Raw genomic sequence first — 11,146 nt, 5'->3', positions numbered from 1 at the left:
TTCGGCGGCGCCTATGCGGTGGAGGGCCGGCCCTTCAACATCCGCACGGCGAACGTGCCCTGATCGAACTGACCGGTTCGAAGACCTGAAGACGGCCCGCTTTATGCGGGCCGTTTTTTTCCGTTCAGCTCGGCGAGCCGCTCGGGCGTTCCGACGTCCGTCCAGGCGCCGGTGTAGAGCTCGGCGCTGACCGCGCCATCGGCCATCGCGGCGCGCAGCAGGGGTGCGAGCGGTGCCTTGATGCCGCTTGGGTTGCCCGGCGGAATCTCGCAATACGGCGGAGCGAACAGCGCCGCACGGTACAGGGCGATGGTCGAGAAGGTGTACTTCACCGGCGCATCGCTCAGCGCCAGCCCCTCTGGTGAGATCCCGAAATCGCCGCCCGGGTTGTGCGGCGGGTTCGGCACCAGCCACAGGTGCGCGAGCCGCCCGCTGGCGACGAAGCGTTCGACGGCCGCTTCCCTGAAGACGAATCCCGGCGCATAGATGTCACCCGCCACCACCCAGAAGACATCGCCCAGCAGCGGTAGCGCACGCACGATGCCGCCGGCTGTTTCCAGCGCGCCGCCGAAGTCCCGGCCTTCATGCGAATAAGCCACGATGGCTGCCCGGTGCTGATGCCCGAAGTGCGACGAGATCTGGTCGCCGAGCCAGGCGGTGTTGATCACCAGTTGCCGGACGCCGCCTGCTACCAGCGACTGCATGGCCGCCTGCATCAGCGGCCTGCCGTTCACCTGCAGCAGGGGCTTGGGCGTGGTGTCGGTCAGGGGACGCATCCGCTCCCCACGGCCCGCGGCGAGGATCATCGCCTTGGCCTTCATGCCGCCTCTGCGCGAATGGTGCCGCGCTGCAACGCGTGCCGTTCTGTGCTGCCGGCCTGGAACAGGCTCTCCAGCGCTGCCATCACCGCCCTCGCCTTGCCCGAGTGATCGGCACCGAAGTTGCAGACGTAGACGTCCAGCGTCACGCCGCGCCGCTCCGGCCAGGTGTGGACGCACAGGTGCGATTCGGCCAGCAGCACCGTGGCCGTCACGCCGCCGGGGCCTTGCGCAGTCGGAGCAAAGGCATGGAACAGCGTGCCGACCACCTGCAGGCCAGCTGCCTCCGCCGCGTTCACGCAAGCGGCCCCCAGTGCCTGCGGATCGACCAGCCACGACATGCCGCAGCGACAGTCGTGGAGATCGGCGGTCAGGTGCAGGCCATGCATAAGGCCGGCACTCTATCAGCCTGCCGGGCCGCCCCGCGAGGGGCGCCCGGCCCCGCCCGTTTAAAATGCCGGGTTCTCCCTAACAGCTCCCCCCAAGAAAGCCCCCACCACATGGCCAACCAAGCCTTGATGGCCAACGCGATCCGCGCGCTGGCAATGGATGCAGTTCAACTCGCGAACTCGGGGCATCCCGGCGCGCCGATGGGCATGGCCGACATGGCGGTCGCGCTCTGGGGGGACCATCTGCGCCACAACCCCGCCAATCCGCACTGGTTCGACCGGGACCGCTTCGTCCTCTCGAACGGGCATGCTTCCATGCTGATCTACGCGGTGCTGCACCTCACCGGCTACGCACTGCCGGTCGAAGAGCTCAAGCGCTTCCGCCAGCTGCACAGCAAGACCGCCGGCCACCCGGAAACCGGCGTCACACCGGGTGTCGAGACCACCACCGGCCCGCTCGGCCAGGGCATCACCAACGCGGTCGGCTTTGCCCTCGCCGAGAAGCTGCTGGCCTCCGAGTTCAACCGTCCCGATCACGCCATCGTCGATCACCGCACCTACGTTTTCCTGGGTGACGGCTGCCTAATGGAAGGCATCAGCCACGAGGCAGCGGCCCTGGCCGGTGCCTGGAAGCTGGGCAAGCTGCTCGCGCTCTATGACGACAACGGCATCTCGATCGACGGCCCGGTCAAGCCCTGGTTCATCGACAACACGGCCGAGCGCTTCAGGGCCTACGGCTGGAATGTCATCGGTCCCGTCGACGGGCATGACGTGAAGGAAGTGTCCGAGGCCATCCAGCAGGCCCGACAGCAGGAGGAGCGCCCCACTCTCGTCATCTGCAAGACTCAGATCGGCAAAGGCAGCCCGAACCGTGCCAATACCGCCAAGGCCCACGGCGAGCCGCTCGGTGCCGACGAAATCGGCCTCACCCGCACCGCGCTGCAGTGGCCCCACGAGCCCTTCGAACTGCCTCAGGCGGTGTACGACGAGTGGGACGCCAAGGCCGCGGGCGCGAAGCTGGAGGCTGCCTGGAACGACAGCTTCGCCGCCTACGCGAAGCAGTACCCGGACCTCGCCGCCGAGTTCAGCCGCCGCATGAAGGGCGAGTTGCCGAAGAACTTCCACCAGACCGCCTTCGACACCGTCGTCAACGCCCACACCAAGGCCGAGACCGTGGCTTCGCGCAAGGCTTCGCAGCTCGCGCTCGAAGCCTTCACCGCCGCCCTGCCCGAGATGCTGGGCGGCAGTGCCGACCTCACCGGCTCCAACCTCACCAACACCAAGAGCACGCCGTCCCTGCGCTTCGATGCCAGCGGCGCCGTGGTGCGCACCGAGGGCGACGAGCGCCTTCCCGACGGCCTGCCGGGCCGCCACATCAACTACGGCGTGCGCGAGTTCGGCATGGCCGCCATCATGAACGGCGTGGCGCTGCACGGTGGCTTCATTCCCTACGGTGGCACCTTTCTGACCTTCAGCGACTACAGCCGCAACGCCATCCGCATGGCCGCGCTGATGAAGCAGCGCGTGATCCATGTCTTCACGCACGACTCCATCGGCCTGGGTGAGGACGGGCCGACGCACCAGTCCATCGAGCACGCGGCCGCGCTGCGCCTGATGCCCAACCTGGACGTCTGGCGCCCGGCCGACACCGCCGAGACCGCGGTCGCCTGGGCCGTCGCACTGCAGAACGCCACCCGGCCCACCGCGCTGCTGCTGTCCCGTCAGAACCTGCCCTATGCGCCCAAGACGGACCTGAGCGACATCAGCAAGGGCGCCTACGTGCTGGCCGAGCCATCGCTCAAGAAGAAGATGCAGGCCGTCATCATCGCCACCGGCTCCGAAGTGCAGCTTGCGCTCAAGGCGCAGGAGCTGCTGGCCACCAAGAAGATCGCCGTGCGCGTGGTCTCCATGCCTTCCACCACCACCTTCGACCGCCAAAGCGTAGCCTACAAGAAGAGCGTGCTGCCCCAGGGCACGCCGCGCATCGCGGTCGAAATGGGCGCCACCGACGGTTGGTGGAAGTACGGCGTCGCCGCCGTGGTCGGCATCGATACCTACGGCGAATCCGCCCCGGCCGGCGTACTCTTCAAGCATTTCGGCTTCACGGCGGAGAACGTCGCCGCCACGGTCGAAGCAGCCCTCGCGCGCTGAAGCGCCGACACACCGGGAACCCTCGTTTTCAACCATCCAGGAGCAAACCACATGGCTATCAAACTCGGCATCAACGGCTTCGGTCGCATCGGTCGCAACGTGCTGCGTGCGGCGGTGCAGAACTTCAAGAACGACATCGAGATCGTCGCCATCAACGACCTGCTCGAGCCCGAATACCTGGCCTATATGCTCCAGTACGACTCGGTCCATGGCCGCTTCGAGGGCGAGATCCAGGTCGAAGGCAACACGCTGATCGTCAACGGCAAGAAGATCCGCCTCACGCAGGAGCGCGACCCTGCCAACCTCAAGTGGAACGAGGTGGGTGCCGACGTGGTGCTCGAATCCACCGGCCTCTTCCTCACCAAGGAGAGCTGCCAGAAGCACCTCGACGCCGGCGCCAAGAAGGTGATCATGTCTGCGCCCAGCAAGGACGACACCCCCATGTTCGTCTACGGCGTGAACGACAAGAAGTACGAGGGCGAGGCCATCATCAGCAACGCCAGCTGCACCACCAACTGCCTGGCGCCCCTGGCCAAGGTGCTCAACGACAAGTGGGGCATCAAGCGTGGCCTGATGACCACCGTGCACGCCGCCACCGCCACGCAGAAGACCGTGGACGGCCCCAGCAACAAGGACTGGCGCGGCGGCCGCGGCATCCTGGAGAACATCATCCCTTCCTCCACGGGCGCGGCCAAGGCGGTGGGCGTGGTCATTCCCGAGCTCAACAAGAAGCTCACCGGCATGAGCTTCCGCGTGCCGACCTCCGACGTGTCGGTGGTCGACCTGACGGTGGAGCTGGTCAAGGAAGCCACCTACAAGGACATCTGCGCCGAAATGAAGGCCCAGAGCGAGGGTGCGCTCAAGGGCGTGCTGGGCTACACCGAAGACAAGGTGGTGGCCACCGACTTCCGCGGTGACCCCCGCACCTCGATCTTCGACGCCGAGGCCGGGATCGCGCTCGACGGCACCTTCATCAAGCTGGTGAGTTGGTACGACAACGAGTGGGGCTACTCCAACAAGTGCCTGGAGATGGTGCGCGTGGTGGCCCGATAACCCTGCCCGCCCTCCATCCGCTTGCACTTCCAACGCGCCTTCGGGCGCGTTTTTGCTGCGCTGCATCTTTCCAACGGGTGTCCGCCGGTCTCGTCACCAGTCTTTTTCGCCGATCCGCATGGCCTGCCCCCAGCCGCGGTCGGGCATGTCGTGGGCGTGGTACAGCTGCCGGCCCTGGCTCAGGTAGCTGAAGACGCCGCGGCGCGAGAGCGCATCGGCCACCACGCGGGAACCGAGCGGTGGCTTGCCGGGCGGTGCGGACATGAAGGCCGTCTTGTGGTGAACGCCCTGGCGTTGCGCGCGTGGAAGGCGTTCGCCCACCAGCCGGTCGAGCACCACGCTCGAGAGTTGTTGAGCCCCGCCGTGGCCGGGTATCTGCATCACGCGCATGTTGGTGCGCACGGCCTGGCCCAGTTGGTCGGCGCAAGCGCAGGAGTGCGTCAGCGCGCGCAGGCCGGCACTGCCCGTCAGCAGCACGCCGCGGCCCTCGAATTCGCCGTACAGCACCGCGCCGGACTCGTCCTCGGGGCTGGAATTCGGGCGGTGCGGCAGCGGCTCGTAGTCCCAGCGGCTGCCGAAGCTGGCGCTCGCCAGGCGTGCCCACCGGGCCGCGTCGGCCAGGGTCAGTCCCGCGAGCAGCGGGCGCGGCCGCGCGAACAGCGGCAGCAATTCCTCCATGTACCACTCGCGGTTGGGCGACAGCACGGTGAACGGGCCGATCGTCGCACCGGCGTAGGGTTCGTGGATGCGGATCCGGCGCTTCAGCGCGAGCTGCTCCAGGCGGCGGCCGACGGCGGTGTCGGAGGGCAAATTGCGCAGCCCGTACATCCACGGCCGGTGCATCCACAGAAAGCCGATGCTGCAGCGTTCAAACACCTGTTCAAGGCCATCGGCGTGGGCTGTGTTCGGCTGGGAGCAGACCACGAAATCCACGTGCTTGGTGCCGCAATGCTCGCGGACGTGCCGCACCAGTTCCGTCCCCGTGCCCTGGGTGCCGCCGTCGAACACCATCAGCCGGTAATTGCCGGGTGCGCCCCAGCGAACAATCATTGCAGCGCCGCCGGTCTTGCCGGCGAAAAAATCGACCTCGTAGCCCATGGAAATACTCCCTGATTTGATGCATCAGCTGGACTGATGCGGGTTTTTGGCGGGGCGAGTGTAACAAGATTCATCGACCTCGCCACCGATATCATCTGCATCATGTCAGTTCATGCAGTCAAGACGGCGCTCGGTGACGCGGTCGACCTTCGCGCAGGCCATCCCTTCCGCGGCGCCATCGAGGACGTGCACGACGGCCCGGTGCGCGCGGTGCAGATGAAGGACCTCGATCCTCTGGCGGGCGTCGAATGGCGCGGGGTCATCCGCACCAGGCTGGCCGGCCGGCGTCCGCCGTACTGGCTGGCCGACGGGGATCTGCTGTTCGTGGCACGGGGCACCCGTTTCTACGCCGTTTGCGTGGACGCACCGCCCGGGCCGGCCGTCTGCGGTCCGCACCTTTTTCACCTGCGCATCCATTCGGGCCGCGCGCTGCTGCCCGCGTTCCTCGCGTGGCAGATCAACCAGGGTCCCTTTCAACGCGCCCTGCAGCGCGCGGCCGAGGGCTCCAGCCAGCTGAGCGTGCGCCGGCCCGTGCTCGAATCGCTGACGGTGGGCATTCCGCCGCTTTGCGATCAGGAGCGCATCGTCGCGATGGCCCGGCTCGCCAGGCGCGAGCGCGAACTGCACCAGCTGCTGCTGCGCAATCGCGAGATGCAGTTCCAATCGATCGCGGAGGCGCTCGCCGGCGCCTCGAGCGATCCATCCACCGCACACAGGGAGCCCGACAAGCTATGAGTCAGACAGCCATCGGTCAGGACAGCATCAACGCCGCGCTGTGGGCGGCTTGCGACACCCTCCGAGGGGTCGTCGACCCGAGCACCTACAAGGACTATGTCCTGCCCATGCTCTTCCTCAAATACGTCTCCGACGCGTGGCAGGACCACTGCGACACCTACAAGGCGCAGTACGGAGACGCAAACGACCTGATCGAAGAACTGCTCAAGACCGAACGCTTCATCCTGCCGCCCGGCGCCAGCTTCCAGGCGCTTCACGCGGCCCGCTTCGAGCCCGGCAACGGGGAGCGCATCGACCGCGCCCTGCACGCCGTCGAGGATGCCAACATCGCCAAGCTGCGCGACGTGTTCCAGAGCATCGGCTTCAATTCGAGCAAGCTCGGCGACGAGCGGCAGAAGAACGACATCCTGCGCCACCTGCTCGAGAACTTCGCCAGGCCCGAACTCGACCTGCGCCCCAGCCGCCTCGGCGAACTCGACCTGATCGGGAACGCCTACGAGTACCTCGTCAGCCGCTTTGCGTCCTCGAGCGGCAAGACCGCCGGCGAGTTCTACACCCCGCCCGAGGTCTCCCGCCTCATGGCGCAACTCATGAACCCGCAGCAAGGCGACGAGATCTGCGATCCGGCCTGCGGCTTCGGCTCCCTCTTGCTCCAGTGCGGCCGGCTGATCCGTGAACGCACCGGTACCCGGCGCTATGCGCTCTTTGGCCAGGAGGCCATCGGCAACACCTGGGCCCTGGCCAAGATGAACCTGTTCATGCACGGCGAGGACAACCACCGCATCGAGTGGGGCGACACCCTTCGCAACCCGAAGCTGCTGACGAGCGACTCCGGGCTGCGCCGCTTCGACGTCGTGGTCGCCAATCCCCCGTTCAGCCTGGAGAAGTGGGGGCACGAAGCCGCGGAGAGAGACCGGTTCCGCCGCTTTGCCCGCGGCGTGCCGCCCCGCACCAAGGGCGACTACGCCTTCATCCTTCACATGGTGGAGACCATGAAGCCCGGCAGCGGGCGCATGGCGGTGATCGTGCCCCACGGCGTCCTGTTCCGCGGCGCCGCCGAAGCACGCATCCGGCGGCGCCTGGTCGAGGAGAACCTGCTCGACGCCGTCATCGGCCTGCCCGAGAAGCTCTTCTACAGCACCGGCATCCCGGGCGCGATCCTCGTGTTTCGGAAGAGCAAGGCCGATGACGAAGTGCTTTTCATTGATGCCAGCCGTGGCTACGAGGCTGGCAAGACCCAGAACAGGATGCGCGCGCAAGATGTGCGCCGCGTGCTGGATACCTATGCCGCGCGGAAGCCGGTGAACACGTACGCGCACGTCGCGACACGCGCGGAGATCGCAGCGAACGAGTTCAACCTCAATCTTTCACGCTACGTGAACGCCTTCGAGAACACAGTGTTCATCGACAACGCCTTGCTGCAGGAGGAACGCGAGGAGTTCCAGCGGGAGCTTGCCGACATCGACGGACAGATCGCTGAACACTTGGCGGAGATGAGGCCATGAGCGTCACGGCCGTGACCGCCGACCCTTCCCCTGCCCGCATCGACGCGCTGCACTTGCTCTGCAAGCTCGGCTGGAACTACATCGGCACCGCCGAATGCCTCGCGCTGCGGGGTTCGACCCGCCGCGTCCTGCTCAAGCCGCGCCTCATCGAATTCCTTCAAAGCCGCCGCTTCGACTACAGGGGCGATGCCTGCCGCCTGTCGCCCGGGGCCATCGACCAGATCCTGCGCGAGCTGTCGGCGGTCGGGCTGGGCGAGGGGCTTCTTGCGGCCAACGAACGCCTCTATGCCAAGCTCGCCTGTGGCATCACCGTCACCGAGTTCATGCCCGACGGACAGCGGCACCAGCCGACGATTCAGGTCATCGACTGGACGGAGGCGAAAGCCAACCGCTTCGACGTGACGGACGAACTGGACGTGCTTTCCAGTCATGGCACGCACCATCGCACGCCGGACGTCGTGGGCTTCGTCAACGGCATTCCGCTGGTCGTCATCGAAGCCAGGGAACCGCAAGAGCAATCCGGCAGCAGCATGGCCGATGCGATGGTGCGCGCAGGCATCGACGCGCAGCTGCGAAACCAGCGCGAAGACGAGATTCCTCATCTTTTCGCCTACGCGCAATTGCTGTTGTCGATCGGCCGGCTCGAGGGCCGCTATGGCACCACCGCCACACCGGCCAGGTTGTGGGCGCGATGGGACAGGGAAGAGGAATTCGACGATGCGCACGTCAGCGTGCTGAAGAACTCGCCGCTGTCCGCCGCCGCCGAGGCGGCGCTCTTTCACGACCAGCCGCACACGATCCGCGAGTCCTTCGGGTCGGCCGGAGCCCATCCCTCGCCGCCCAACGACCAGGACCGCCTGCTGGTCAGCCTGCTGACGCCGCAGCGCCTGCTCGATCTTCTGCGCGGCTTCGTCCTGTTCGACAGCAGGATCGGGAAGATCGTGGCGCGCCATCAGCAGTTCTTCGGCGTGCGTGCGCTGCTGAGGCGCCTGGTCCTGCGGCGTGCGGATGGCGCGCGCGAAGGCGGGGTGATCTGGCACACCGCGGGCTCGGGCAAGAGCTTCACGATGGTGTTCCTCGCCAAGGCCTTGCTGCTGCACGAGGACTCGAGGGAATGCCGGCTGGTGGTGATCACCGATCGGCGCGATCTCGAAGGGCAACTCGCGCGCAACTTCATGGCCGGCGGCGCCTTTGGCGCATCCATCGCCACGCAAAAGGAGGGCGAGCAGAGCAAGGCCATGACGGGGCGTGACCTGGCCCGGCGCATCGGCCGGGGCACGAAGCGCATCACCTTCGCGTTGCTGCAGAAGTTCCATACCGCCTCGAGGCTGGTGGCTTGCCGCAACGATTCCCCCGACATCGTGGTGCTGGTGGACGAAGGCCACCGCAGCCATGGCGGAGAGCTGCACGCGCGCATGAAGAAGGCGCTGCCTCGTGCCGCCTACGTGGCTTTCACCGGCACGCCGCTGCTGAAGGACGAGAAGACGGCGCAGAAGTTCGGTCCCATCGTCCACGCCTACACCATGCAGCGTGCGGTGCTGGACCGTGCCGTCGTGCCGCTGCTCTACGAAGAGCGGATGCCGGAACTGTCCGTCGATGCGGAAGCCGTCGACCGCTGGTTCGACGGTATCACCGCGGGCCTGGCGCCGGCGCAGCGCGCCGCCCTGAAGAAGAAGTACGCCAGGAGCGGCGCCATCCACGGCGCGCCCGGGCGCATCGCGCTCATCGCGTGGGACATCGCGACGCACTTCCACCAGAACATCAAGAGCAAGACGCCGGGTCTCAAAGGCCAGCTGGCCACGGCCAGCAAACTCGATGCGATCCGCTACAAGAAGGCGCTCGTCGCGACCGGCCTGGTCACGAGCGAGGTCGTGATCTCCCCGCCCGACCTGCGCGAGGGCATCACCGACATCGCCGAGGCCGGCATGTTGGAGGTGCAGGCCTGGTGGAAGCAGAACGTGCTGGATCAGGGCGTGGATACGGCCAGCCGCGACAGCCGCGTGCTGCAGAGCTTCGGGACCGACGACGGACCCGACCTGCTGATCGTGGTCGATCGCCTGCTGACCGGCTTCGATGAGCCACGCAATGCCGTGCTCTACATCGACAAGCCGCTGAAGGGCCACACCCTGATCCAGGCCGTCGCCCGCGTGAACCGGCTGCACGAAGCCAAGCGGCATGGCCTCCTGGTGGATTACCGCGGCATCCTGAAGGAGCTGGACACGGCGGTCCGTGCCTACCAGAACCTCGAGACCCGTACCCAAGGCGGCTTCGACATCGGCGATCTCGAAGGACTCTATGCGCGGGTCGGCACCCGGAACCAGCAAGTGCCGGCGCCGGCCGGCAGCCTGCCCGACGAGCACATCATCGGGACGGGCGTGCACGAAAACGACAGCGCCCCCTACCTCGTGCACGGCCTGTGCGCACCCGAGGTCCTGGAGACCTGGTCGCCGGACAAGGCGCGCAGCGAGGCGGCGCTCATGCAGGCGCGCCTGCGCAAGGCCATCGAGCAGGATCTGGCAGACGATCCCTACGCGCAGAAAGTCTTCTCCGAGTTGCTGAAGGATGCGATCGCGCAGGCGGAGGCGCTGTTCGACCACCCGCGCCGGCAGTACGCATTGCTCCGCGCCTTCGAGCGAGACGTGGACACGCGCGCCACGCCCGGCATGCCGAACATCCTGGCGAACAGTCCGAAGACCCGGGCCTACTACGGCGCCATTCTGTTGGCGCTGGGCGAAGAGGCGGCGAGCCTCGGCGAAGCGCAGCGCAAGGCGCACGTCGACCAAGCGCTCGCCATCGGCCATGCGGTCGAGGCCGCGATGGCCGAGCATTCCTTGAGTCCGCAGGATATCGAGTCGACCATTCGCAAGAGCCTGCTCCAGCTGCTTTATGCGCCCCTGGGCCTGGCCCGGACGAACGAGGTGATTGGCCATGTGCTGCGGGTCACCCGCGTGAGCCTGGCGCGGCAGGCATGAGTGGCGCGGCGCGCGTTTCAGTGCCTGCTGCAAGTACCGCTGCACTGGTACGCACGGTCAACCTCTGATCCCTCTCTCTCTCTCTTTCTCTGGGAGAGGTTGGGGGTGAGGGCACTGGGACTTTGTTTTGGCGTTGTTGTTGTTGTTGCTTGGACTTGGCGTTCGGGGCTTTGTTTTGGCCTTGCTGGTTGTGTGGCGCAGGAGCCGGGAATTCGCCCCGGCGGGCGAGTTACTTTCTTTGTCTCGCCAAAGAAAGTAACCAAAGAAAGGCGACCCCACTGCGCGTGTCCCTCCGCTTCGCTCCGGGCAACCTGCGGTGCTCGCGCATCCGGCCCCGCCGCAGAACTCGCTACGCGCCCTTCGGGCGCTGCGCTCAAACAGCTGCGGCGAGTCAGTTCACGAAGCACGCCTGTCCTTCGGCAGGC

General features: G+C 66.7%; 8 protein-coding genes. 5 read left to right on the top strand and 3 right to left on the bottom strand.

Annotated features, from left to right (window positions below; translation table 11 throughout):
• Nucleotides 1-101: 101 nt before the first annotated feature.
• Both ABEA07_RS13390 and ABEA07_RS13385 read right to left on the bottom strand, forming a co-directional pair.
• Entirely contained in the window at nucleotides 102-806 is a 705-nt protein-coding gene (locus ABEA07_RS13390) for a nucleotidyltransferase family protein (protein WP_345538409.1), read from the bottom strand.
• A gap of 11 nt (nucleotides 807-817) precedes the next feature.
• Nucleotides 818-1,207 carry an S-adenosylmethionine decarboxylase family protein gene (locus ABEA07_RS13385; RefSeq protein ID WP_345538408.1) on the bottom strand — a complete coding sequence of 130 codons (390 nt, stop codon included), beginning with the start codon at nucleotides 1,205-1,207 and terminating at the stop codon, nucleotides 818-820.
• A gap of 111 nt (nucleotides 1,208-1,318) precedes the next feature.
• Between ABEA07_RS13385 and tkt the strand changes: the two genes are divergently transcribed.
• Together tkt and gap are read left to right on the top strand one after the other, a co-directional pair.
• Complete coding sequence (tkt, locus tag ABEA07_RS13380) at nucleotides 1,319-3,358, top strand: transketolase (protein WP_345538407.1); 2,040 nt, start codon at nucleotides 1,319-1,321, stop codon at nucleotides 3,356-3,358.
• A 51-nt stretch (nucleotides 3,359-3,409) separates the two neighbouring features.
• Entirely contained in the window at nucleotides 3,410-4,411 is a 1,002-nt protein-coding gene (gene gap / locus ABEA07_RS13375) for a type I glyceraldehyde-3-phosphate dehydrogenase (RefSeq protein WP_345538406.1), read from the top strand.
• A gap of 93 nt (nucleotides 4,412-4,504) precedes the next feature.
• Here gap and ABEA07_RS13370 read toward each other — a convergent pair whose 3' ends face one another.
• Nucleotides 4,505-5,509, bottom strand: coding sequence for an MBL fold metallo-hydrolase (locus tag ABEA07_RS13370; protein WP_345538405.1), 1,005 nt, complete (start codon nucleotides 5,507-5,509; stop codon nucleotides 4,505-4,507).
• Nucleotides 5,510-5,611: 102 nt separating this feature from the next.
• Here ABEA07_RS13370 and ABEA07_RS13365 point away from each other — a divergent pair, with 102 nt between their 5' ends.
• The 3 genes from ABEA07_RS13365 to ABEA07_RS13355 are packed head-to-tail and all read left to right on the top strand — an operon-like array spanning nucleotide 5,612 to nucleotide 10,721.
• Nucleotides 5,612-6,244 carry a restriction endonuclease subunit S gene (locus ABEA07_RS13365; protein ID WP_345538403.1) on the top strand — a complete coding sequence of 211 codons (633 nt, stop codon included), beginning with the start codon at nucleotides 5,612-5,614 and terminating at the stop codon, nucleotides 6,242-6,244.
• A complete protein-coding gene (locus tag ABEA07_RS13360) occupies nucleotides 6,241-7,749 on the top strand; it encodes a type I restriction-modification system subunit M (protein ID WP_345538402.1) in 1,509 nt (502 codons plus the stop codon). The genes ABEA07_RS13365 and ABEA07_RS13360 overlap by 4 nt, the downstream gene beginning before the upstream one ends.
• The gene (locus ABEA07_RS13355; RefSeq protein WP_345538401.1) at nucleotides 7,746-10,721 is read left to right on the top strand and encodes a type I restriction endonuclease subunit R; all 2,976 of its coding nucleotides are present in this window, start codon (nucleotides 7,746-7,748) and stop codon (nucleotides 10,719-10,721) included. The genes ABEA07_RS13360 and ABEA07_RS13355 overlap by 4 nt, the downstream gene beginning before the upstream one ends.
• Nucleotides 10,722-11,146: the final 425 nt, after the last annotated feature.

Origin of the sequence: Variovorax defluvii (assembly GCF_039541515.1) — a bacterium.
Classification (GTDB): Bacteria; Pseudomonadota; Gammaproteobacteria; order Burkholderiales; family Burkholderiaceae_C; genus Variovorax; species Variovorax defluvii.
The sequence above is the reverse complement of the archived record's forward strand: the minus strand, read 5'-3'. Positions and strand labels throughout refer to the sequence as shown.

What these genes read in the sequence shown, in the direction of transcription:
- ABEA07_RS13390 (WP_345538409.1), bottom strand. Translation starts at nt 806, where the DNA reads ATGATCCTCGCCGCGGGCCGTGGGGAGCGGATGCGTCCCCTGACCGAC.
- ABEA07_RS13385 (WP_345538408.1), bottom strand. Translation starts at nt 1,207, where the DNA reads ATGCATGGCCTGCACCTGACCGCCGATCTCCACGACTGTCGCTGCGGC.
- tkt (WP_345538407.1), top strand. Translation starts at nt 1,319, where the DNA reads ATGGCCAACCAAGCCTTGATGGCCAACGCGATCCGCGCGCTGGCAATG.
- gap (WP_345538406.1), top strand. Translation starts at nt 3,410, where the DNA reads ATGGCTATCAAACTCGGCATCAACGGCTTCGGTCGCATCGGTCGCAAC.
- ABEA07_RS13370 (WP_345538405.1), bottom strand. Translation starts at nt 5,509, where the DNA reads ATGGGCTACGAGGTCGATTTTTTCGCCGGCAAGACCGGCGGCGCTGCA.
- ABEA07_RS13365 (WP_345538403.1), top strand. Translation starts at nt 5,612, where the DNA reads ATGTCAGTTCATGCAGTCAAGACGGCGCTCGGTGACGCGGTCGACCTT.
- ABEA07_RS13360 (WP_345538402.1), top strand. Translation starts at nt 6,241, where the DNA reads ATGAGTCAGACAGCCATCGGTCAGGACAGCATCAACGCCGCGCTGTGG.
- ABEA07_RS13355 (WP_345538401.1), top strand. Translation starts at nt 7,746, where the DNA reads ATGAGCGTCACGGCCGTGACCGCCGACCCTTCCCCTGCCCGCATCGAC.